We start from the raw sequence: 21,742 nt of genomic DNA on the forward strand, positions 1-21,742 counted from the left end.
TACGGAATTGCGGCTCGTATTTCTGCGCTTGGTTACTATGGGCAGGCATCGGACGCGATTGAGCGCGGGCGCTGGGAGAGCAAATGAAGCAGACAAGTCTTGCGAGCATCGAGCCGACGCCTGTCGCGGAGACGGGGCAGACGGTTGCGGAACTGACCGCTGCTCGCATCCGCGAGCGCGTGATCAACGGCACGCTTTCGCCGGGTAGCCATCTATCCGAAGCGGCCCTTTGCGAGGAGCTGCAGGTCTCGCGCAACACGCTCCGTGAAGTTTTCCGGCTGCTGACAAAGGAAGGCGTGCTGCGTCACGAAGCCAATCGCGGCGTCTTTGTTTCCACCCCGAGCATTTCGACGATCATGGATATCTTCCATATTCGCCGTCTGATCGAATGTTCGGCCCTCGCCAACGCACATCACCGCCATCCTAGCGTCGACAAGATGCGCGCTGCCATCGAGGCTGCAGTTCAGCACCGGCACCGCGGCGAATGGTTGGAGGTCGGCAGCGCCGATATCGCCTTTCACGCGGCAATCGTCGAACTTGCCGACAGCCCACGCCTTTCCGCTTTCTATGCGCAAATCTCACTGGAGCTGCGTCTCGTCTTTGGGCTGATCCGCGATCCCGAGTACCTGCATGCCCCCTATGTCGGCCAGAACGCGACCATTCTTGCGCATCTGGAGGAGGGAGCACCCGCCAGTGCGGCCGATGCGCTGGAGAAATACCTGTTCCAGGCCGAACGCTTCATCCTGGCCGCCTATTCGCGGGCAATGCCCGGCTGAAGCTCAAGATCTCATCATTGATACGATGAATGATGTGGACAATGTCTGCCGGACGGGCCGAGATTCGATGCAACGATTTGCGTCTCGGTTCGCTTTGACGGAAGGATGTGCGGCATCGCGAATGTAGGCTCGAGGTCGATCGGGCGGCAAAGCCAACGTTTGCTGCAATCGATCGGAGCGGTCCCGCACCGACCGATCGGAAAACTTGTTTCGACCATCGGTTATGGCGGATGATGGGGTTATGGACGCGCAATCCCTAGCGAGCTCCAGCAAGGCAACGGCGATCCAGCAGGTCTGGGCGTCCCCTCTCTATCGCGGCGCGACGTTTGCGCTGTTTCTCTCCGGTCTTGCGACGTCCGCCTCGTTGCCGCAGATCGTGCTCTTCCTCGTTAGGGAACTCGGAGCATCGCTGCCGGTGGCGGGGCTTTATTATTTAACCGGCCTCACTGCGCCTGTTGCCGGCTATCTCGTCGGCAGTTATTCCGACAAAACCGGACGCCGCCTCAGCCTCTTTCGGCTCTGCGCTATCGCCGGCGCCCTTGGTTGGGCCGGGATCGCTCTATCGACAAGGGCGTGGATGCCGTTCGTGATCGGCGACATCGTTCTGGGATTCTCCGGGTCTGCGACATCGCAGCTTTTTACCGCCATTCACGACGACCTCAAGGCGAAGGGTGCCGGTGCGAATGACAGCGTGGTTGCCATCATCCGCATGGCCTTGACGGCCGGCTGGGTCATCGGTCCGTTTCTGGGCGCATGGTTCGCCGTGGAAATCGGCCTTCGTGCCATGTTGTGGGGAACGGCAATCTGCTTCTTCGCGCAGATCATTCCCCTTTGGACACAGCAGGCATTGGCAGCGCCGGGCAGACGGGTGGATAAAAAGACCGATGCCGTCAGTCATGTCGGGTGGTCGGAGATGTTGCCGCTTCTGGCCTTCACCGGCCTTTACGTGCTCGTCTATGCCGGCGAGCCGATCAAATATGGTTTCCTGCTGCTCTACATGCAGGATCAGCTGAAGCTCGACCCCTCTATTCAAGGGTCGGTGATCGGCACGCAGCCGTTCATCGAACTCATTCTGATGCCGTTCAGCGTTCTTCTGGCACGGCGGATCGGCATCCTCTGGATGATGTGCGTAGCCGCGATCTGCGGCGTGATGGCCAATCTGTGCTTTGCAACCTGGCCGACGGCGGCCGGCATGTTTGCCGGTCAGATCCTGATGGGCGGGGTTTGGGGGCTTTACATGGTGCTCGGTCTGATCGTTGCGCAAAGGCTGCTCCCGAATGCGGTCGCGACCGCTTCGGCGATCTTCATGAGCTCATCGGCATTGGCAAGTGCGCTTGGCGGTGGCGTTGGAGGCATGGGCGTAGCCTATCTCGGTCTTCCGAACGTCTTTTATCTTCCGGCGCTATTTTCGCTGGCCGCGGCGGTCGGGCTGGCGATCATGGCGCGTTCACGCGTTATCCAATAGGGATTTCACGCACAAAGCGGGCATTATTTCACTTCGGCAGGTTCCGGCTCACGGCAAACCTGCTACAAGCCCTTCGCCCGGATTTCGGGTGATTTGCCAGCTCCTAGACCCGCCAATGACCCGCCTTCTTCCAGATGTTTTCCGCGACCCGACGATCCGGGTCAGCATGCTTGCGATTTTCGCGTTCGGTTTTGCCGGAGCTGCAACGGCGCCCTATCAGTCAATCGTCGGTATCCGTGAGCTGGGCCTCGGCAATGGATTATATTCCGCGCTGATTTTTTGTGCCGCAGCCGTCAACGTCGTCGTCAGCATTCTGCTCGGAAATCTGGCGGATAGGCTTGGCGAATATCGCGTGATGATGCTCACTGTCGCCGTCTTCGGCATCTTTGGCTACGGGGCTGTCTATGTCATCCCTGCGCAGACAACGTTTGTCCTTGACGCGTTGTTTTTCCTGCCGGTCTACGGATCCTTGAACTCGTTGCTTTTTGCCAATGTTCGGGTCGCGACGCGCGGAATGGAGCGCAACGACGTCGCCACCGTCAATTCAGGCGTTCGTGCGATGATCTCGCTGTCTTGGGTCCTGGTGCCCGGCATTACCGGCGCATTGTTGGCGAATTCACCGAGCATGCTGCCGGCCTATCTCTTTGCCGGCCTTGCCTGTGCGGCCTGTTTCGGGCTGATTGCCGTGTTCCTGCCGCGCCAAAGCGGCACGGATGCGGCGGCGGCGCATCATCTGTCCTACCTTACAGCCTTGGGTGAAGTCATATCGCCGCCCGTTTTTGCGCGGGTGATCGCCGTGGCGCTGATCAGCTGCACGCTTCACGTCAACGACGCCATCCTGCCTCTTATTGTCACCGGTGCTGCCCATGGCAAAGTCTCGGATATCGGCGTTCTCGTCGGTATCGTTGCTTTTCTGGAGGTCATCTTCATCATCGTGTGGGGACGGGCGCAGCGGATCATGAGCCACGTGACGGCGCTTGCGATCGGCACGGTTATTTATGTCGTCTATCTGCTGTTGCTCGGGTTCGCATCGGCTCCATGGCAGCTCTATGCACTGACTTTGATCAGCGGCGTCGGGGCTGCCGCCCTCATCAGCATCCCGATCACCTATCTGCAGGACCTGATCGCCGAGCGTCCTGGTCTTGGCAGCGCTCTGATCTCCGTCAATATCTTTCTGAGTGCCGGCCTCAGCCGCCCTTCTTTTTGCGCTGGGAACGGCGACGAGCAGCTATTCCGGGACGGCAATTATCAGCGCCTTTGCTGGATTGCTGGGCCTTGCAATGCTGTTCTATTTCGATGGCAGCAAACGGCGCCGATAAAGCCGATAGTCCCCACGAATATTTCCGACAGCGAGGATGCTATTGACGGCAGATCTCTAGTGCATTAGTCATAAAGTCATCTGATGACTTTATGACTGTGAAAATCATGCGTGCTCTTGTCAAGACGACGCTTGCCGATACCGCCGTGGAGGCCATCCGCAGCGAGATTACCGCCAGGCGTTGGGCTGTCGGCGAAAAGCTGCCGAACGAAGCCTCTCTTTCGGAAATGCTATCGGTCAGCCGCGGCACGATCCGCGAAGCGGTGAGAGTGCTTGTTTCTCAGGGTTACCTTGAAACACGACAGGGATCCGGGACCTATGTCCGCTCGACGACCGATCTGGGCCGTCCACTCGATATGGCACGTCGGGCTGGCCTTAGAGATCAGTTCGAGGCACGGCTGGCGTTGGAGGTAGAGGCCGCGCGATTGGCGGCTCTGCGTCATACGCCCGATGTGATTTCAAACCTGCGCGCGTTGCTGACGGTTCGCGGAAATTATGGTGGTGGGGACAAGGGCGCATTCATCGAACGCGATCTTGCCTTCCACAAGACCGTGATCGCGGCCTCGCAGAACAGCGCGATGGTGCAGCTCTACGATTTCTTTTCTCTCTCGATTGCTGACACGATCGAAGCGACGCTCGGGGCAGAGATTCCGGAGCCGGACATGTCGGCACATGTCGCGATCGTCGACGCCATTGAATCCGGTGATCCCGAAGCGGCCGGCGCTGCCGTGCGCCGCTTCATGGCTCCCGTTATTGCCACTCTTGATCGGTTACTGATGTCATGACCCTATCCTCTCAAAACACCGCCGCCGTCGAGCTGGTCGATGCCGAAGCCGATGAAATTCCGCCGCCGCAGCCTCACGAAGGGAAATCGGCGATCGGCAGGTTCATTCTGGGCGCGAGCCTGGTGTTGATCGCATTCAATCTGCGGCCCGTCTTCTCAAGCGCTTCGGCACTGCTGCCGGAGATCAAAACCGGGTTGGAGTTGTCCGCGCTCGGCACCAGCATCCTGACGACATTGCCTGTGGTTTGCATGGGGCTGTTTTCGCCGCTTGCACCGAGGCTTGCCCAGCGGGTAGGAACCGAACGCGTATTGCTCGGCGTGATCCTTCTGCTTGCCGTCGGAACTGCGCTGCGTGGCTTTTCCTCAATTTCGATGCTGTTTTTCGGCACTGGGTTGGCAGGGGCGGCAATTGCTGTTGGCAACGTGCTACTGCCGGGTGTCGTCAAGCGCGATTTCCCGGATAAAGCCGCGCTCATGACGGGTTGCTATACGATGGCGCTATGCGCAGGAGCGGCCAGCGCTGCCGGACTGACGCTTCCCATAGAGCAAGCCCTTGGCGGGTCGCTTGGCGCAGCCCTTGCCGCCTGGGCGCTGCCGGCCTTTCTCGTCGCTATTCTGTGGCTGCCGCAAGTTCTTGGCGCGCGCAGCCAGATCCGTCGCAGCGGTTTTCGTGTGGTCGGGTTGTGGACTGATAAGATCGCCTGGCAAGTGACGCTATTCATGGGCCTGCAATCCGCGCTCGCCTATTGCGTTTTCGGTTGGCTGGTGCCGATCCTGCGTGAGCGCGGCCTTGATGGCGTTACGGCCGGCGGCATCGTCTCGGTCTCCGTCATGGTTCAGGCCGCAGCTTGCCTCGTGGCTCCCCATATCGCGGTGAAAGGCAGGGATCAGCGTGCAATCAACGTCATCCTTTGCGTAGTCGCAGTCATCGCGCTGTTGGGACTGCTCTTCGCACCGCTTTGGACTGTGTGGTTCTGGGCTGTGCTTCAGGGTATCGGTCAGGGTGGCTTGATTGCGGTGGCGCTGACCGTGATCGTCCTGAGATCGCCGGATGCACATGTGGCTGCCCATCTATCCGGCATGGCGCAGTTTGTCGGCTACCTGCTTGCTGCGATCGGACCGCTTGTTGTCGGCATAATCCACGGCTGGACGGGAAGTTTCGGCTGGTGCGCCGTGCTGTTTGTGCTGCTCGGTCTCGGCGCCTCCATCAATGGCTGGTTTGCCGGGCGCGCGATGACCGTGAACGCGAAGACGATTGAAAATCCCTGAATGCTGCGCGGCGACTGAAAAGTCGCCGCAGGTTCACTCGATGTTCTGGCCGATCAAGATGCCAAGGCCGTTCGGCTGCGGTTGGCGATCCAGAATGAGAGTTGAGACATGATGCCGGTGCCTAGAAGAACGCTTCCGGCTGCAAGTGCCGGATTGTCGCCCAAACCGCCAAGGGCCGTGCATACCGCGCCGATGGCCATCTGTGCCGCGCCGTAGAGGCCGGATGCGGAGCCGGCAGCCTGGGGGTTGACGCTCAGGGTTTCGGCCAATGCAGCCGGCGAGGCAATGCCGGCACCGAAGCTGAAGAACAGCATGGACGTCACGGCAAGAATGACATCGAGCATGCCGGTCAACGCGCCCGTCAGGAAAACAAATGCCGCGATGCAGCTGATCAAGTTCCCAATGATCATAACTCGTGTCATGGCCATGCGGCCGACGATACGGCTGGCTGCCAGGCTGCCGAACCATATTCCAGCGATGTTGATGGCGAGATAGGCGCCGACTTCGGAGATCGGACGATGTAGCTGATCGGCGAAGATAAATGGCGCTGCGCCGATATAGGCGTAAACCGAGGTCGTGGCGCAACCGCCGCCGATCGTATAGCCGAGAAAAGCGCGTGAGCGCAGAAGCTGCAAGTAATAGCGGACGACTTGCCTGGCATCATGCCCCTGACGCCCCGGCGTTTCTCGAAGCAGGTAGACAACCAGCGTGAGGTTGGCGACGCCGAGAAGAGTGAGGGCAACGAAGATGGAGCGCCAGCCTGTTGTCTCGGCCAGCGCGCCGCCAATCAGCGGCGACAGGCCAGGTCCAGCCATCGTCATCAGATTCATCAGCGATAGTTTACGTGCCGCCTCCGGGCCCGAAGCGCCATCGCGTACAATGGCGCGGCCAAGCACAAGACCGGAGCAGCCGCCAATTGCCTGGAGGAGTCTGGCGATGATCAGCAGATCGATGGTAGGCGAGAGGAGCGCGCCGAGACTTGCGGCAGTATAGAGCAGCAGACCGGCAATCAGCACCGGACGGCGGCCATAGCGATCGGAAACTGGGCCATAGACCAGTTGCCCCAGCGCCAATCCGATGATGTAGGCACTGAGGGTAAGTTGCGTCGCGTGGGGCGTCGCGCCAAGCGCTGCGGCGGCGAGAGGCAGCGCAGGGACAAAGATGTGCATCGCGAGCGTCCCGCTGAGCGTGATCAGCGCCAGAATCCACAATGGCGTGTGGGCGGCGGATACGATCCCGGTTGTCGTCGCCTGCGATGTTTGCTTTTGCGCGCCCACGCTCATGGTTGGCGGCTCTGATCGCTCGACATTGTCAGCCGCCGGCAAACCTGCTCAAGAACACGGCGCATCGCGGCAATATCATCGCCGTGGATGCCGCTCAGGACCTCGTTTTCCACGTCCTGGGAAATCGTTTCGACCTGCCGCACGAGTGCGCGCCCGGCGTTGGTGATCTCGATTGCCTTGGCTCGGCGGTCTCCATCGTCAGCGCGTTGCGCAATCAGCCCGGCCGTCTCGAGATTGACGAGAATGCGCACCATGGAGGATGTATCCAGCGTCAGAATGGCCGCCAGATCCTTCTGTCGCATCGGTCCCTCCGCCTGGGCAAGACGCAGCAGCGGCAGCCATGTCGCTTCAGTCAGATTGAATTCCTGAAGACGCAAATCGACAGCGCGCCGCCATTGCCGCGCGGCAAGCCCGATCAAGGTTCCGAGCCGCTTGCTTGCAAATATGGAATCGGCCTGATCCGTCATCAAAACACCTGCCATTTTGTTTGCATGCAAACAAATTAGATAGCATGCAAACTAAATGCAAGAGCCAAGCTGCGTTATCTGATGAACCGGTGGCGGATGATGCAAAGGCGTAACAATCGCCTGCGCCGCCCGCCCGCCGTCATCGAGATGTTGGCCTGGGCTCTTTACACCGATGTCAGGCATCTTCGAATGAAGAGGGCATCAGGCGGGGTTTAACCCGCGGCCCTTCGCCGTCTGCGGACAGGCTCGATCGGCTCTTCCGGTTCGTGTGTGCGCTTGCTATGCCCCAGCAGAGCATTTTTGGCCAAAGTGGAACGTTTGGCTGCATAGGATGCGGCAACCATCGGATAATCCGCGGGCAATCCCCACTTTTTTCGATATTCGTCGGGGCTGAGGCCGTATTTGGTATTGAGGTGGCGCTTTAACGATTTATACTTCCCGCCGTCCTCGAGGCAGATCAAATAATCTTCAGTGATTGATTTCTTAACAGAGACTGCGGGCTTCAGGATCTTTTCCGAAGCTGGCGCCTCAGGCTGAAAAATTGCTGCCAGCGCTGCATGCGTTTCACTAATGAGCTTGGCAAGGTCTTCCATTGCCGTGGCGTTGTTTATGACGTAGGCGGAGACAATCTTGCTTGTTAATTCAATGAATCTTTCCGGGTCGACACTATTTTCTTCTTCCAATTTTGTGGCCTCCTGAATACTTTGACTGTGTATAAGCAATACATTTTTTACGCGCAATAAAAATTGAGGAAGATTCCCGTTTTTTGTAAATAAAAATCTTGAGGGAGAAAGTGTGGAAAGAAAGCTTATAGAAGATTTTTATATTTTTAAAGTAATGAAATGGCGTCAGCGTAGAATTTTCGGCTAGCATCGATAGATGCGTCCTTGCCAAGGTGTTAGGCTAGCGGTGCAATCGGGCGCCCGTCAATGCATCTTGCTCAAGGCGCGTTTCGATCCATGAAATGCTTATTGCAGGATCATCGTTGAAGGCTATTTGCAGTCGTGCCCGGCTGAGATCCGGCGATCGCCTTGCTTTGAATGATTCTCATGTTAATCAGTGAGCATCCTAACCGAAGTGAATATGCACATATGCAAAACAAGACAGATGGTGGCGCCGGGCAATCTGCCGAGCGCGAGGCAACGCAATCCAAGCAGACACCGCGTGATCGCCGGCGCTCTTTGGCGATAGGATTGTTGCGGGCGCGTGAAGCGGTTATGAGCCATTTCCGGCCGATCCTGGCGGCGCATGACGTGACAGAGCAGCAGTGGCGTGTCATTCGCATTCTCTGTGAGGCTGGTCAGCTCGACGCAACGGAACTGGCCGACAAGGCGTCCATTCTGGCGCCGAGCCTCACGCGCATGATCCGCTCGCTCGAAGAGCGGGGCTTCATTACCAAGCATAAGGATGATGCGGATGGTCGAAGAGTGCTGCTGCAGATTACTCCGGCGGGCAAGGCGATCGTTGAAGACGTTATGCCGGAAAGCCTGAAGGTCTATGCTGATATCGATGCTCGCTTCGGCGTGGAGCGTGTCGAACAGCTTCTCGACATGCTGGAAGAACTGGCGTCCCTGAAGCTGGAAAATGGCGCGATCGAAGAGGAATAGATCGGCCACGATTTTTGTTAATGTGTTAAGTATTTAATTGACGGGTGGCGTGATCTGTAGCAATCTTCGAGGCGACTGACACTGTTGGGAGGCAGAGTTGGACCTGTTGCAGAACTGCAGTCTCGTCGATCGAACATGGTCACCGACACCCTACGATCAATGGGTAGACGACCTTCAAGGCATTTGCGGAAATTTCAATCCCCATCTGATGCAGCGCGGCGATAGCGTCATCGGCACAGCAAGCCGTATCGATGTCTGCGGCATGGAGTTTGCCCATGTCTCAAACGATCTCGATTATGTCCATCGCGACTGGGACGATATTCGCCGCGATGCCAATGAGCATCTGTTCCTGATCCTGCAGCTGGAAGGTGTCTGCGGCGTCGAACATTCCGGCCAGCAGAACATTCTCGATGTCGGCGAATGCATTCTGGTGGATTCCACACGACCGACGACGTTCTATTTTCGTGGGCATTTCTCCAATCATTTGTCGCTGCATTTACCGCGACAGCTGATGTATTCCGACAGCCGCATTGACTTCGATGTCGCCCGCAAGCTGGTTGCGACGGATCCGATGGCGATGATGCTGCGGGCGCTCATCACCAAGATGATGACAACGCCCGAGAGCGAGGCAGCGTCTCCGTTTCTTCGACAGCTTATGTTCGATACGACGCGCCAGGCCTTCCTTTCGACCGGCCTGCAGGTCGCGAGCCTGAACTCGCTGCATGATAGCGCCAGTAAGCGCATGCAGATGGTCGACATTCTGATCGATCGGCATCTCACCGATAGCGACCTCAGCGCCAAATGGCTGGCAACACGGCTCGGTGTGTCGATCCGTACCCTGCAGCAGGACTTCCAGGGTATGGGCATGACCTGCACGACAGTTATTCGTGACAAGCGGCTGCGCTTTGCGCGTGACAAGATCGAACAGCTGAAGGAACAGCGCAACCCGACGACAATAGCCGAAGTGGCTTATTCGGCCGGATTCAACGACATTTCCTATTTCAACCGCAGCTTCAAGGAGTTGTTCGATTGCGCGCCAAGCGAGCTGCTTCGCGCAGCCGAAAACGCGCAGAAACTGGACTAAAACGCGATCTGCGTTCCAGTCCAAGACGGAGCGCGTTTCTCCCCAAGACGGGTTTTGCGGCGGAAGTCATAGTCCTCTCGAAAGTCACGGGAGGAGAATATCGTGAAGCAGTATACTCTGCTTATCGGCGGCGAGCCTGTTGCCACGTCCCATCATGCGGCGGTCGCAAATCCATCGAACGGCGAAATTGTCGGCTATATGCCGCTTGGCTCGGAAGCAGATTTGGACCAGGCCGTGGCAGCGGCAACGAGAGCCTTCAAGAGTTGGTCGCGGACCTCCAGCGAAAAGCGTGCCGCAGCCTGCCGCGCCGTCGCGGAAAAGATCAATGAGCATGCCGAGGAGCTGGCCCAGCTTCTCACACGCGAACAGGGCAAGCCGCTGAACGGTCTTGGCTCGCGCTTCGAGATCGGCGGCGCCCTCGCTTGGACGCGGCATACCGCCGAACTCGACCTGCCGATCGAGGTCCTGCAGGACGACAATGAAGGCCGCGTCGAGCTGTATCGCAAGCCGATGGGCGTCGTCGGTTCGATCACGCCCTGGAACTGGCCCGTGATGATCGCCTGCTGGCATATCGTTCCGGCTGTCCGCGCCGGCAACACAGTCGTCATCAAGCCGTCGCCCCTGACGCCGCTTTCGACCATTCGTCTCGTTGAGATCATCAACGAGGTCTTGCCGCCGGGTGTCGTCAACGTCGTCACTGGCGAAAACAGCATCGGTGCGGCGCTCTCCGCGCATCCGGGCATTGCAAAGATGACCTTCACCGGTTCGACCGAAACCGGCAGGAAAGTCATGGCGTCCGCAGTTGCGACGCTGAAACGCCTGACGCTGGAGCTTGGCGGCAATGATGCCGGCATTGTGCTGCCGGATGCCGATCCTAAGGCCATCATCGAGGGCCTCTTTTGGGGTGCCTTCATCAACAATGGCCAGACCTGCGCGGCGTTGAAGCGCCTCTATGTCCATGACAGCCTCTATGACGAGGTCTGCAATGGCCTTGCGGACTATGCCTCCAGGATCGCCGTCGGCGACGGCCTGGACGAGGCGAGCATTCTCGGTCCGGTGCAAAACGAGATGCAGTTCAACAAGGTGCGCGAACTCGTTGACGATGCGCGTGCTCATGGAGGACGAATCCTGACGGGTGGAGTGCCGATGGATCGCCCGGGCTATTTTTATCCGATTACGCTTGTCGCTGATGTCGATCACGGCGTGCGCCTGGTCGATGAGGAGCAGTTCGGCCCGGCTCTGCCGATCATCCGCTACAGCGATATCGACGAAGTGATCGCCCGTGCCAATCAAAATCCGGCCGGTCTCGGCGGGTCCGTTTGGTCCTCCGATGCCGAGAAGGCGAAGCGCTATGCCTTGCAGCTCGAATGTGGCTCTGTCTGGATCAACAAGCACGGCACCATCCAGCCGAATGCGCCTTTCGGCGGCGTGAAGCAGTCCGGCATCGGCGTCGAATTTGGCACTGAAGGCCTGAAAGAATTCACCACGATCCAGACGGTGCTGAGCTGATCATGACGAGTTACGACTACATCATCGTCGGTGGCGGCTCCTCGGGTTGCGTACTGGCAAACCGGCTTTCGGAAAACCCGGCGCATAAGGTGCTGCTGATCGAATCCGGGCGCCGGGACTCTGATCCCTGGATTCACATACCAGCGACCTTTTTCAAGGTGCTGGGCAAGGGCATCGACATTCATCCCTATGCCTCGGACCCCGACAAGGGTTTAAACGGGCGGCCGAGCATCATTCCGCAGGGCAATGTGCTCGGCGGCGGCAGCTCCGTGAACGCGATGATCTATATTCGCGGCCATCGCAACGACTACGATACCTGGTCGCAGATGGGCTGCCAGGGCTGGTCTTACGAGGATGTGCTACCGGCTTTCCGCTCGCTTGAGAACAATGAGCGGCTGAATGGCGAATATCATGGCAGTAAAGGTGGCCTGCGCGTTTCCGACCCGCGTCATCGCCATCCCTTGAGCGAAGCCTTCATCAAGGCGGCAACCGAAATCGGCATTCCCCATAATGACGATTTCAACGGGGCGGATCAGGCAGGTGTCGGCTTCTATCAGAGCACCACCTATGGCGGTCGTCGCTGGAGCTCAGCCCAGGCCTTCTTGCGCGAGGCGGAGAAGCGGTCGAACCTGACCGTGCTGACGGAGCGCAAGGTTGCCCGCATCCTGTTCGAAGGGCACAAGGCTGTCGGTGTCGAGCTGCTCGACGGCACGGTCTTCAAGGCGTCCCGCGAGATTGCGCTCACCGCCGGCGCCATTGCCACGCCGAAGATCCTGCAATTGTCAGGGATTGGCGACGGTGAGCATCTCACCTCGCTCGGCATCAAGGTCGTCGCCGATCTGCCTGGCGTCGGCGCCAATTATCAGGACCATCTCGAAGTGCCGGTGCAGGGTGAGACGCGCGAGCCGATCTCAATTCTAGGCCACGACAAGGGTCTGCGGGCCGCCGGTCACATGTTGCGCTATCTGACCTCGCATCGCGGCCTGCTGACGTCCAATGTCGTCGAGTGCGGCGGTTTTATCGATACGGCTGGCACAGGGCAGCCGGATGTGCAGTTCCACGTTCTGCCCGTTCTGATCGGCTTTGTCGATCGCGATCCGGAACCAGGTCACGGCTTGAGCATCGGCCCTTGCTATCTGCGGCCACGCTCGCGCGGCTGGATAAAGCTGAAGAGCAAAAATCCGTCCGAGCAGATGGATTTCAATGCCAATCTGCTTTCCGACCCCGCCGATATCGAAACTCTGGTCCGCGGTGTGGAAACGGCGATCCGCATTCTCGATGCGCCGGCGCTTTCCAAGCTGGTCAAGCGCCGCGTGTTGCCGAAGCCCGGCGTCGAGAAGGATCCCGAAGTACTGCGCGATTATATCCGTCAATCCTGCAAGACGGTGTTTCACCCGGCGGGAACGGCGCGCATGGGCCGCGCGGATGACCGCATGGCAGTCGTCGGACCGGATCTGAAGGTGCGCGGGATCGAGGGGCTGCGCGTCTGCGACGCCTCCATCATGCCGACCCTGGTATCCGGCAACACCAATGCCCCGACGATGATGATTGCGGCAAAGGCTGCGGCCTTCATGACTGGAAAGGCGATTTCCGGCTGAGCCGGAAATCAGGAAAGCAAAGAGCCCGTGGGGAACGGGACAACACACCGGGAGGAAACAATGCCTATCAATCTGAGAGGGCTGGCAATCAGCCTTTTTCTAATGCTCGCCTCTGCATTCACAGCCCATGCGGCCGCATCCTGCGGCGACAATAGCGGCAAGCCGGCAACCGGCGAGCCGATCGTCATCGGCGCCATCACTGGCAAGACCGGACCGGATGACTTTTCCAATTCCACCAAGGCGGCGAAGGCCTACTTCGACTGCCTGAACGCCAATGGCGGCATCAAGGGTCGGCCGGTCAAATATCTGGTCGAGGACGACCAGTGGAACCCGGAAATCGCGGCGCAGCTGGCCGCGAAGCTCGTCAACGATGAGAAGGCCGTGCTGATGGTCGGCAATTCCAGTTATGTCGAATGCGGCGCAAACGCCGATTTCTACAAGAAGTCGGGTATTCTTGTTGTCGCCGGCGTCGGAGTGCCGCGTGAGTGCTACTTCGCCGAGAATTATGCCCCGACTAATGCCGGGCCTCGTGTCTCGATGCTTGGCGCCATGGGCTATGCGCTCGACAAGCTGAATGCCAAGTCCGTCGTCTGCATCGGCCCGAATATCCCGAATGTCGGCACGTGGTCTTGCGATGGCGTGATGTTGCTTGCCAAGGAAAAGGGCTTCGCCGCCCAAACGATCCTGATGGACCCCGGCTCTGCCGATGCTACGTCCATCATCCTGCAGGCAGCTGCGAGCAAGCCGGATGTCATCGTGCTCGGCCTTTCAAAGGGCGTGGCTGTGCCGCTTTTGACTGCCGCCGAAGAGCAGGGCCTCAACCAGACGATCACCTTCCTGAGCGCCGCCTCTGCCTATGATCTCTCGGTTCCGTCCACTATCGGCTCAGGCTGGGACGACAAGTTCTACGTCAATATGGAATTCAACGATCTGAATGCCAAGACGCCGGACAATCAGAACTGGCTCGCCGTCATGGACCAGTACGGCCAGAAGTCCGACCCGCGCGACACATTCGCCCAGGCCGGCTACCTCTCGGCCCGCATTGCCGAGAAAGCGCTGATGACGCTCGATCCTTCCAATATCAACCGCGAAACGGTCTCTGCCGCCGTGCGAGGGATCAAGGGCTTCAAGAGCGATATCTTCTGCGCTCCCTGGTATTTCGGCGATAGCCAATCGCGTCACAACGCCAACTCCACGACGCGCATGGCGGTCAGCGAGGGCGGCAAATGGAAGGTCGTTTCCGATTGCACGCCGTCGCCTGATCCCGAGCTGAAAGACGTCCGTGCCTTCGAAAAGTCCGCTGGCATCAATTGACGCCTGACGCTTGCCATCGGCTTCGCAGCAGGAGTTGCGGAGCCGAGCGACCTTACGCATCGGCCTGAAAATCGGGGTCGCTTTTCGGAAAGCTCGATGCGTTGATCTAGAATGTTATGGCGTCCTTCGCGCGTCGGAAAACGCGCTGCGCCGTAGAGGATCGTTCCATGAACCTTCTACCTTTCGTCATTTCCGGACTTGGGATCGGTGCCGTCTATGCGCTCTCGGGCGTCGGTCTCGTCGTCCTGTTTCGGGCGACCGGCGTTCTCAATTTCGCATTTGGAGCCTTTGGCGCCATCGGCGCGCATTGCGCCTGGCAATTGCTGGAGTGGAAGATGCCGCTCGCCGTTGCCATCCTCGCCGCCGTTGCCGTCTCGACGGTGATCAGCTTTCTCTATGGTCGGATCTTCGCGCCCATGCTGTCGCATCGCGATATCGTCGTGCGCGCCGTCGGCACCCTGGCGCCAGCACTGATCCTGATCGCGATCATGGGCGTCATCTGGGGCGAGCTGCCGCGACGCCTACAGTTTCCGACCGATCAGATGTTCATTTCCCTCTTTGCCGTGCGCCTTACGTTCACGCGCATCATCGCCATCATCCTCTCTGTCGTCATGGTCGTTGCCATCACGTTGCTTTTGACCCGGACGCGCCTCGGTTTGGACATGCGCGCCCTTGCGAATGATCGCGATCTCAGCGCCGTTCTCGGGGTACGTATCCTCTACACGGAGACCGCTGCCTGGATCATGACCGGCATCTTTTCCGGCTTTGCCGGCCTGTTGCTGGCCGATCTCGTTCGCTTGCAAGGCACCTTTCTCACCTTGCTGGTGATCCCGGCAATTGCTGCCGCGATCCTCGGCCAGTTGCAGTCGCTGTGGCAAACCGCCGTTGCCGGCATCCTGATCGGCATTGCCGAAGCCGTGCTGACGCCGATTGCGTGGATATCGCCCTATCGCGCGGCGGCACCCTTCGTCATCGCGCTCGTCGCGGTGACCATACTGGGAGGCACGGCGCGCGCCGCGTTGAAGGACCGATGACCGTTCAGGAACAAACAATCGCCCCAACAGCCGAAAGCCTATCGATGGTGCGTCTGCCCAAGCAGCTTCTTCATGTTCCCGTCACGATGCTGATCTTTTCGGCCGTCGTTGCCCTTCTTGCCAATTCCTTCTGGCTCTCTGCCGCGACCTCGGTGGTTGCCTTGTCGCTATCCGTTGCCGGGCTTGCCATTCTGTACGGCCAGCTCGGTCTCGTTTCCCTTTGCCAGTTCGCGCTTGTCGGCGTCGGCGGCTGGGTAACGCTCCGCGTCGGCCACGCCTTCCATCCGCCGTTCGAGTTGAGCCTGCTTGCCGGCGGCGTTGTTGCCTCGGTGGTCGGGTTGGCATTCGGCATGCCGGCATTGCGCTTGCGCGGTCTCTATCTCGCGCTCGTGACGCTGATGCTCGCAGGCGCCTTCCAGATCGTCATCAGCGCCTGGGGTTTTCCGGACGGCGGTCCCGGCTTCCTCGGGCGGGCCGATGGTTCCGGCCGCGCGATGCTCGCAAGGCCTGTTATCGCCGATGGCGAAGTTTCGTATTTCCTCTATGTCTGTGCTGTCGCGGCAATCGGTCTGCTGATTGCGCAATGGCATAAGCTCGCTCGCCCCGGGCGCGCCTGGGCGCTGATCCGCAAGGGCGAGACGGTTGCTGTTGCAAGCGGCGTCAATGTGCTGATCTACAAGGCCTGGGCATTTGCGCTGAGCGGCTTTCTCGCCGGTCTTGCCGGCGGATTGCTGGCGGGCAATGTCGGCCAGCTCGACGGGCGTGCCTTCGGGGCTTTCGAAAGCCTAAACCTCTTCGCGCTTGCGATCGTCGGCGGTGCCTTCAACTGGTACGGTGCCATCATCGCCGGCCTGTTGCTGCGCGCCGTGCCGGCCTTGCTCACCGATCTCGGCATCGATGGCTATATCACGATCGGGATTTTTGGCGTCGCCCTGTTCCATGCCTTGGCGACCGCGCCAGCCGGCATCGCCGGCCAGATATCGGCTATCATCATCAGGCTCAATGCGGCTCTTTCCCGGGGGAGTGCGCGATGATCAAGATCGACAACCTCATCGTTCAGTTCGGCGGCATGCGACCGATCAATGAGCTCAGCGCGGTGCTGACAGCGCCCGTCGCCGGCCTCATCGGCCCGAACGGCGCGGGCAAGACCACATTGCTCAACGTGCTCTCCGGTTTCGTGAAGCCGATCCAGGGATCGGTTGCGCTCGGTGAGCGACCGTTGTTGCCGATGACACCGTTGCAGCGGGTGCGTGCCGGTCTGCGCCGCTCGTTCCAGACGGAGCAGGTGGTGGAGGACCTGACGGTCGCAGGCAACATCGCCGCCATCACCGATCATGTCGTCGGTGCCGGGCATCATGCCCGTGCGGTCAACCAGGCTCTTGCTTTTGCTGGCTTGACCGATGTTGCCGAGAGGCTCGGCCAATCCCTCAATCTCTTCCAGCGCCGTCTTGTCGAGCTGGCGAAATGCGTCGTCGGCGAACCGAAGCTCATTCTGCTGGATGAACCGGCGGCGGGGCTGACCGAAGAGGAAGGCAAGGCCTTTCGCGAGCTGGTGTTGCGCATCCCGGCGGAGTTCCGGGCGCAGGTTCTGATTATCGACCATGACGTCGATCTTATCCGTTCCATGTGCAGCGAAACCATGGTGCTCGACTACGGCAAGCTTCTGGCGCTCGGGCCGACGCAGAGCGTGCTGGCCGATCCCAATGTGCGGCGTGCCTATCTGGGGGAGTTCTGACATGGACACCACATCCGAAATTCGTGTCGAAAATCTCGTTGTCCAGCGCGGCGGTAAGCGTGTCATTCATGACGTTTCCTTTTCGGTCGCGGCTGGGAACATCACAACGTTGCTCGGCGCCAACGGGGCGGGCAAGTCGAGCACAGTCATGGCAATGGCCGGCGTCCTTCCGCGCGGTGGCTCTGTGCTTCTCGGTGGTGCGGCGCTCGAAGGTTTTTCGCCGGATCGCATTCGCCGCGCCGGTCTTGCGCTCGTACCGGAAGGGCATCGCGTGCTTGGGCAGCTTTCCGTCGAGGATAATATTCTCGTCGCATCGCTCGAGGGATCGGCAGCGGCGCGGCGAGAAGGCCTAGCACATGCTTATGAGATCTTTCCCGAGCTTGCCGAGCGGCGGCGGCAATCGGCATCGAATCTTTCTGGCGGTCAGAAGCAGATGGTCGCGATGGCGCAGGCCTTCGTCGCCAAGCCGCGCTTCATGATCGTCGACGAACTGTCGCTTGGCCTGGCGCCGGCCGTCGTCAAGCGTCTGGCCGAGGCGCTGAAGATTGCCGCCGCGCGCGGCATCGGCGTCTTGTTGATCGAGCAGTTTGCCAATCTCGCGCTCGACCTCGCCGATCAGGCGCTCGTGCTGGAGCGTGGGCGTCTGGTCTTTTCAGGCTCGGCCGCGACGCTCAAGGCGCAGCCGGACATTCTGCACGGCGCCTATCTGGCAAGCTGAAGCAAAGGAGCTCTCATGACATTCTCTGCTGATCTTTTCGCTGGACGATCCGTCGTCATTGCCGGCGGAACATCGGGCATAGGGGCTGCGACCGCGCAACGCTTTGCAGATCTCGGTGCCCGCGTCGTCAGTTTTGGGCTTGGTGCCGCGATGGCGCCGCCGAGCCGGCGGATCGAAAATCGCGAGCTTGATGTAGTGAAGCCCGGTGCAATGGAAGCCTTCTTCTCGTCGGTCGAGGCGATCGATGTCCTGGTGAATTGCACTGGTGTCAGTCGCGATCGAAGCGAATGGGAGAAGACTGCATTTGATGAGGTGATGGCGATCAATCTCACATCGGTCATGGATTGTTGTCGCCTGGCGCGCCGGCGCATGCGGGCGGGGTCGGCAATGGTCAACATCGCCTCGATGTATTCAACATTCGGCGCTGCCGATCGGCCGGCCTATGCGGCGAGCAAGGGCGCGATCGTGCAGCTGACCAAATCGCTCGCACAGGAATATGCACAGGCCGACATCCGTGTGAACGCTGTTGCGCCCGGCTGGATCGTCACACCCTTGAGTCGGGGGCTGTTTGCTGACGAACGGGTGTCGACGCCGATCCTCAAACGTATCCCGGCCGGCCGGTGGGGCGGTTCCGAGGAAGTCGCCGATGCGATCGTCTTCCTGTCGTCCGACGCGGCACGCTATATCACCGGCGCTTGCCTGCCGGTCGATGGCGGCTATCTCACCAATTGAGGGCAGCAATCATGGCCGCAGCGCTTCACCGACATGTCGATAGTGCCAGCGGGCGGGCGTTTGCACGGCTGGCGCGCAACATCTTCGGCAATGTCCGGCTCGATTTCGGTACGGCGGACGAAGACAGGAGCCGCATGACGTCTGCCATGCTGGGCAGCTGCCGGCTGACGCGGCTGGAGGCGGACCGGCACGTCGTCTTCGGCGATCATGTGACGGCGGCGCCGGAGGATCCGGATGCGATCAAGCTGATCGTGCAAACGGAAGGCATCGCTTCGCTCATACAGGGCGGATTGCATGCACCCGTATCGCGAAATGCAGTCGTCATCTACGATCCCAGCCGTCCCTACATGCTGACGAACAGCACGGAAGTGCGCCAACTGCTGCTGCAATTGCCGCGTCATAGCCTGCCCACGACGGCCGTGGAACGGTTGTCCCAACCCTTCACGGCACATGCCGATAAGGATGGCATGTGCCGGATACTTCTGTCGCTGATGGATTCGACCATCCATGAGATCGATCATCTTGATGAGGCCGGGCGCTCAAGTGTCGGCCAAACCATGATCGAGCTGGTGCGCACTATGATCGGTGCCGATCTGTTGCAAGCAAGGCCGCTTACCAACCCGCTTGATGTGTTGCTACGACGGATCAAAGACTTCATCGATATCAATCTCGAAAGACCGGATCTGACTGTTAGCATGATCGCGCGCCGCATGGGCTGCTCGGTGCGATATGTCTATCGCGCATTCGAAGACGAGTGCCTGACACCCTCGGAGTATATCTGGGATCGGCGTGTGCAGAAGGCAGCGGTACAATTGCAGGCAGCTGGCGGTTATGCCGGAGAGATATCCGAGATCGCCTTTGCGCTCGGCTTTTCCTCAAGCGCCCATTTCTCGCGTGCGTTTCGCCACCGCTATGGTGTTTCGCCGTCGCAATGGCGCAAGGCCGGGATGTCCTAGGCGGGCAAGGCGGCCCGGCCGGCGCCAAGCCGCCTCAATTGCTCATCGCATGGATTCGGCCACTCTAAGTGTATCCGTGAACTGCTCGAAACGCCGGATCTTGTCTCCCGCGACGCCCCACACATGCACGACGCGGGCCTTGAATGGCTTTCCGGTCTGCTTGTTTGTGCCGCTGTAGTCTCCGATGCCAACGACTTCGTCACCTGCGTCGAGCAGGCGTTCGAGCTTGAAGGTGTAGCCATCAAACGCCTGTCCCAATGCCTGGAAGACGTTCTTGAAGATCTCCTGCGGTCCGACATAGGTGCCGGCGCAGGGAAAGCCATCCATCTCCGTCCAGCGGCAATCGGGCGCGATGTCGGCGAGCATGCCATCCATGTCGCGGCGGTCGTTGGCGTCGTAATGCGCCTTTACGATATCGAATGCTCTACGCATTGTGTCCTCACACAGGTTCCTGGCCGGGCAGGTAATAGGTCATCGACGCCTTGCGGATGAAGGCGCCGGCCGGGCTGTTCTGGATACGGCCGTCACCGGTGATGCCGAGGAACTTGCCTGTCGAACGCATATCATTGAAATTATAGAAGAAGGTCGATGCCACCGCGATCTTGAATTCGCGGAAAGTGAAGATGTAGAGGTTGTCGTCGAACTTATAGGTCGTGGTGAGATCGACATCGCCGTGGCCGCGCTGCACGCCGACGAGGCATTGCCAGGCATAGCGCTGCGACGAGAGATAGGTGTGCTCGTAGACGTGATTGGGGCTGTAGGTGAAGTGCGCCCTAAGCCCGATCAGATCGCGGCTTTCATGTGGCACCGGCCCGCTCGCCGTACCACCATCGATGACACCGGCGCAGAAGATCTGAGCGACCTGCGGTTCGCCAACGGATTCCTTGAGATCGCGAACGGTCGAATAGATGGAAAGGACGCGGCGCGTTTCGACATTGAGGATCAGCGTCTCGGCTTCCTTGGGACGGCCGGCAAAGATGATCTCGACGAAATAGGTCTTCGGCGCGACTTCGATCACCTCCGAGAGATCGGTGCCGCTGCCCTGACCATCTGACCATTTGACCTCGCCCTTGGCGAAAGCAAGCTCCAGCGTGCGGCCGTCGTCGAACGAGATCTTGTGAGACGAGCCGGTCAAGGCCTCCGTCGCGGGCAGTCGGTTGGTGTCGATGCCATAGGCGAATTCGTCGTAGGTTTTCCAGTCCTTGGGATTCTGGTTCATCGGTATCTCCTCCCTCTATTCTACAAAAGCCAGCGTCGGCAGGTCGACGGTGCCGGCACCGCCGTCGACGGTCAGGACTGCGCCGTTGATCATCGAAGCTTCGCCCGAAGCGAGGAAGCAGACGGCATTGGCGACGTCTTCGGCGGTTGCCGGCTGGCCGAGCGGCACGTCCTTGGTGACGAGCGCATAGGCTTCCTCGATGCTGTTCAGCTTGTATTTCTCGACGATGAACTCCATCTGCTCGTCGGCCATGGCGGTCGTCACCCAACCCGGGCAGACGGTGTTGGTGCGAACGCCCTTGCGGCCATAGTCGCGCGCCAGCGATTTCGCGAGCCCGATACAGCCGTGCTTCATGGTGACGTAGCCGGCCGCATCCGGCCCTGCAAACAGCCCGGCGATCGAGGCGAGGACGACGATATTGCCCTGGTTCTTGATGAGATGGGGCAGGGATTCTCGGGCGCTAACGAAAGCGGTATTGAGGTTGAGGCGGACGGCGAGATCCCATGTCTCGTCCGACATGCTTACCGTCGGCCCGATGCCATGGCCGCCGGCATTGGCAATCAGGATATCAAGGCCGCCATAGGTCTCTACGACCTTCTCGACGGCAGTCTTCATCGCCGCACCATCGGCGGCATCGGCCGCGACGATGGTTGCGCCGATTTCATCTGCAACGGCGCGAAGCGGCTCAGGGCGACGGCCGACAAGCGCGACATTGCCGCCCTCCTGCCGGATGCGGCGCGCAACTGCCGCGCCGATGCCCGTACCGCCGCCGGTTATCAGGGCGGTCTTGTTCTTGAAACGCATGTTTCCTCCTCTTGGCTTTCCGGATCATCATGGCCGATGCATGCAGAGGCGTCGCGTCCAGCTGTGCAGT

The 21,742-nt window shown here is 59.8% G+C and carries 21 protein-coding genes and 1 pseudogene; 16 read left to right on the top strand and 6 right to left on the bottom strand.

Annotation, left to right across the window (positions count from 1 at the left end):
- Positions 1 to 83 precede the first annotated feature (83 nt).
- The 5 genes and pseudogenes from HGP17_RS12860 (at position 84) to HGP17_RS12880 (ending at position 5,612) form a co-directional block, all read left to right on the top strand.
- Positions 84 to 776, top strand: a complete 693-nt coding sequence (locus tag HGP17_RS12860) for a GntR family transcriptional regulator (RefSeq protein ID WP_168809459.1) — start codon at positions 84 to 86, stop codon at positions 774 to 776.
- Positions 777 to 1,017: 241 nt separating this feature from the next.
- A complete protein-coding gene (locus HGP17_RS12865) occupies positions 1,018 to 2,241 on the top strand; it encodes an MFS transporter (RefSeq protein WP_246704078.1) in 1,224 nt (407 codons plus the stop codon).
- Between the two features lie 115 nt (positions 2,242 to 2,356).
- Positions 2,357 to 3,560 (top strand): annotated as a pseudogene (locus HGP17_RS12870) (MFS transporter).
- 106 nt (positions 3,561 to 3,666) lie between these two features.
- Positions 3,667 to 4,344, top strand: coding sequence for a FadR/GntR family transcriptional regulator (locus tag HGP17_RS12875; RefSeq protein ID WP_168809463.1), 678 nt, complete (start codon positions 3,667 to 3,669; stop codon positions 4,342 to 4,344).
- Complete coding sequence (locus tag HGP17_RS12880; protein ID WP_168809465.1) at positions 4,341 to 5,612, top strand: MFS transporter; 1,272 nt, start codon at positions 4,341 to 4,343, stop codon at positions 5,610 to 5,612. The genes HGP17_RS12875 and HGP17_RS12880 overlap by 4 nt, the downstream gene beginning before the upstream one ends.
- A gap of 53 nt (positions 5,613 to 5,665) precedes the next feature.
- On the opposite strand, the gene HGP17_RS12885 is transcribed toward HGP17_RS12880, so the two are convergent.
- The 3 genes from HGP17_RS12885 to HGP17_RS12895 all read right to left on the bottom strand — a co-directional run bounded on the left by HGP17_RS12885 (position 5,666) and on the right by HGP17_RS12895 (position 8,045).
- Complete coding sequence (locus HGP17_RS12885) at positions 5,666 to 6,895, bottom strand: multidrug effflux MFS transporter (protein ID WP_168809467.1); 1,230 nt, start codon at positions 6,893 to 6,895, stop codon at positions 5,666 to 5,668.
- Positions 6,892 to 7,362 (bottom strand): MarR family transcriptional regulator, encoded by a 471-nt coding sequence (locus HGP17_RS12890; protein WP_168809469.1) that lies wholly within the window; start codon positions 7,360 to 7,362, stop codon positions 6,892 to 6,894. The genes HGP17_RS12885 and HGP17_RS12890 overlap by 4 nt, the downstream gene beginning before the upstream one ends.
- 212 nt (positions 7,363 to 7,574) lie before the next feature.
- Positions 7,575 to 8,045 carry a MucR family transcriptional regulator gene (locus HGP17_RS12895; RefSeq protein ID WP_168809471.1) on the bottom strand — a complete coding sequence of 157 codons (471 nt, stop codon included), beginning with the start codon at positions 8,043 to 8,045 and terminating at the stop codon, positions 7,575 to 7,577.
- 408 nt (positions 8,046 to 8,453) lie between these two features.
- On the opposite strand from HGP17_RS12895, the gene hpaR reads away from it, so the two are divergent.
- The 11 genes from hpaR (at position 8,454) to HGP17_RS12950 (ending at position 19,649) form a co-directional block, all read left to right on the top strand.
- Positions 8,454 to 8,969 carry a homoprotocatechuate degradation operon regulator HpaR gene (hpaR, locus tag HGP17_RS12900; RefSeq protein ID WP_168809473.1) on the top strand — a complete coding sequence of 172 codons (516 nt, stop codon included), beginning with the start codon at positions 8,454 to 8,456 and terminating at the stop codon, positions 8,967 to 8,969.
- A 97-nt stretch (positions 8,970 to 9,066) separates the two neighbouring features.
- Positions 9,067 to 10,053 (top strand): helix-turn-helix domain-containing protein, encoded by a 987-nt coding sequence (locus HGP17_RS12905; protein ID WP_168809475.1) that lies wholly within the window; start codon positions 9,067 to 9,069, stop codon positions 10,051 to 10,053.
- A 102-nt stretch (positions 10,054 to 10,155) separates the two neighbouring features.
- Positions 10,156 to 11,562 (top strand): aldehyde dehydrogenase family protein, encoded by a 1,407-nt coding sequence (locus HGP17_RS12910; RefSeq protein ID WP_168809477.1) that lies wholly within the window; start codon positions 10,156 to 10,158, stop codon positions 11,560 to 11,562.
- A gap of 2 nt (positions 11,563 to 11,564) precedes the next feature.
- On the top strand, positions 11,565 to 13,160 hold the full coding sequence (locus HGP17_RS12915) for a GMC family oxidoreductase N-terminal domain-containing protein (protein ID WP_168809479.1): 1,596 nt from the start codon (positions 11,565 to 11,567) through the stop codon (positions 13,158 to 13,160).
- 60 nt (positions 13,161 to 13,220) lie between these two features.
- Positions 13,221 to 14,474, top strand: coding sequence for an ABC transporter substrate-binding protein (locus tag HGP17_RS12920; protein ID WP_168809481.1), 1,254 nt, complete (start codon positions 13,221 to 13,223; stop codon positions 14,472 to 14,474).
- Positions 14,475 to 14,641: 167 nt separating this feature from the next.
- Positions 14,642 to 15,508 carry a branched-chain amino acid ABC transporter permease gene (locus tag HGP17_RS12925; protein WP_168809483.1) on the top strand — a complete coding sequence of 289 codons (867 nt, stop codon included), beginning with the start codon at positions 14,642 to 14,644 and terminating at the stop codon, positions 15,506 to 15,508.
- Entirely contained in the window at positions 15,505 to 16,542 is a 1,038-nt protein-coding gene (locus HGP17_RS12930; RefSeq protein ID WP_168809485.1) for a branched-chain amino acid ABC transporter permease, read from the top strand. Before HGP17_RS12925 ends, HGP17_RS12930 begins: the two co-directional genes overlap by 4 nt.
- Positions 16,539 to 17,243: an ATP-binding cassette domain-containing protein gene (locus HGP17_RS12935; RefSeq protein WP_168809487.1), complete on the top strand. Its 705-nt coding sequence runs from the start codon at positions 16,539 to 16,541 to the stop codon at positions 17,241 to 17,243. The genes HGP17_RS12930 and HGP17_RS12935 overlap by 4 nt, the downstream gene beginning before the upstream one ends.
- A 1-nt stretch (position 17,244) precedes the next feature.
- Positions 17,245 to 17,961: an ABC transporter ATP-binding protein gene (locus HGP17_RS12940; protein WP_168809489.1), complete on the top strand. Its 717-nt coding sequence runs from the start codon at positions 17,245 to 17,247 to the stop codon at positions 17,959 to 17,961.
- A 15-nt stretch (positions 17,962 to 17,976) separates the two neighbouring features.
- Complete coding sequence (locus HGP17_RS12945; RefSeq protein WP_168809491.1) at positions 17,977 to 18,693, top strand: SDR family oxidoreductase; 717 nt, start codon at positions 17,977 to 17,979, stop codon at positions 18,691 to 18,693.
- Between the two features lie 11 nt (positions 18,694 to 18,704).
- Positions 18,705 to 19,649, top strand: coding sequence for a helix-turn-helix domain-containing protein (locus HGP17_RS12950; protein ID WP_168809493.1), 945 nt, complete (start codon positions 18,705 to 18,707; stop codon positions 19,647 to 19,649).
- Between the two features lie 42 nt (positions 19,650 to 19,691).
- Here the strand turns inward: HGP17_RS12950 and HGP17_RS12955 are convergent, their stop codons facing one another.
- Genes HGP17_RS12955 through HGP17_RS12965 form a run of 3 tightly spaced genes read right to left on the bottom strand, consistent with a single transcriptional unit; the run spans position 19,692 to position 21,672 of the window.
- The gene (locus HGP17_RS12955; RefSeq protein ID WP_168809495.1) at positions 19,692 to 20,081 is read right to left on the bottom strand and encodes a nuclear transport factor 2 family protein; all 390 of its coding nucleotides are present in this window, start codon (positions 20,079 to 20,081) and stop codon (positions 19,692 to 19,694) included.
- A 7-nt stretch (positions 20,082 to 20,088) separates the two neighbouring features.
- Entirely contained in the window at positions 20,089 to 20,868 is a 780-nt protein-coding gene (locus HGP17_RS12960; protein ID WP_168809497.1) for a MoaF C-terminal domain-containing protein, read from the bottom strand.
- 15 nt (positions 20,869 to 20,883) lie between these two features.
- Positions 20,884 to 21,672 carry an SDR family oxidoreductase gene (locus HGP17_RS12965; RefSeq protein ID WP_168809499.1) on the bottom strand — a complete coding sequence of 263 codons (789 nt, stop codon included), beginning with the start codon at positions 21,670 to 21,672 and terminating at the stop codon, positions 20,884 to 20,886.
- Between the last annotated feature and the right edge of the window lie 70 nt (positions 21,673 to 21,742).

The sequence above is a fragment of the Rhizobium sp. P38BS-XIX genome (assembly GCF_012641435.1).
Lineage (GTDB): Bacteria > Pseudomonadota > Alphaproteobacteria > Rhizobiales > Rhizobiaceae > Rhizobium.

Bases quoted from the DNA above. Each gene is read 5' to 3' on its own strand.
- HGP17_RS12940 (WP_168809489.1), top strand. From the start codon at position 17,245: ATGGACACCACATCCGAAATTCGTGTCGAAAATCTCGTTGTCCAGCGC.
- HGP17_RS12915 (WP_168809479.1), top strand. From the start codon at position 11,565: ATGACGAGTTACGACTACATCATCGTCGGTGGCGGCTCCTCGGGTTGC.
- HGP17_RS12930 (WP_168809485.1), top strand. From the start codon at position 15,505: ATGACCGTTCAGGAACAAACAATCGCCCCAACAGCCGAAAGCCTATCG.
- HGP17_RS12935 (WP_168809487.1), top strand. From the start codon at position 16,539: ATGATCAAGATCGACAACCTCATCGTTCAGTTCGGCGGCATGCGACCG.
- HGP17_RS12945 (WP_168809491.1), top strand. From the start codon at position 17,977: ATGACATTCTCTGCTGATCTTTTCGCTGGACGATCCGTCGTCATTGCC.
- HGP17_RS12860 (WP_168809459.1), top strand. From the start codon at position 84: ATGAAGCAGACAAGTCTTGCGAGCATCGAGCCGACGCCTGTCGCGGAG.
- HGP17_RS12890 (WP_168809469.1), bottom strand. From the start codon at position 7,362: ATGACGGATCAGGCCGATTCCATATTTGCAAGCAAGCGGCTCGGAACC.
- HGP17_RS12965 (WP_168809499.1), bottom strand. From the start codon at position 21,672: ATGCGTTTCAAGAACAAGACCGCCCTGATAACCGGCGGCGGTACGGGC.
- HGP17_RS12885 (WP_168809467.1), bottom strand. From the start codon at position 6,895: ATGAGCGTGGGCGCGCAAAAGCAAACATCGCAGGCGACGACAACCGGG.
- HGP17_RS12920 (WP_168809481.1), top strand. From the start codon at position 13,221: ATGCCTATCAATCTGAGAGGGCTGGCAATCAGCCTTTTTCTAATGCTC.
- HGP17_RS12880 (WP_168809465.1), top strand. From the start codon at position 4,341: ATGACCCTATCCTCTCAAAACACCGCCGCCGTCGAGCTGGTCGATGCC.
- hpaR (WP_168809473.1), top strand. From the start codon at position 8,454: ATGCAAAACAAGACAGATGGTGGCGCCGGGCAATCTGCCGAGCGCGAG.
- HGP17_RS12875 (WP_168809463.1), top strand. From the start codon at position 3,667: ATGCGTGCTCTTGTCAAGACGACGCTTGCCGATACCGCCGTGGAGGCC.
- HGP17_RS12865 (WP_246704078.1), top strand. From the start codon at position 1,018: ATGGACGCGCAATCCCTAGCGAGCTCCAGCAAGGCAACGGCGATCCAG.
- HGP17_RS12960 (WP_168809497.1), bottom strand. From the start codon at position 20,868: ATGAACCAGAATCCCAAGGACTGGAAAACCTACGACGAATTCGCCTAT.
- HGP17_RS12955 (WP_168809495.1), bottom strand. From the start codon at position 20,081: ATGCGTAGAGCATTCGATATCGTAAAGGCGCATTACGACGCCAACGAC.
- HGP17_RS12950 (WP_168809493.1), top strand. From the start codon at position 18,705: ATGGCCGCAGCGCTTCACCGACATGTCGATAGTGCCAGCGGGCGGGCG.
- HGP17_RS12925 (WP_168809483.1), top strand. From the start codon at position 14,642: ATGAACCTTCTACCTTTCGTCATTTCCGGACTTGGGATCGGTGCCGTC.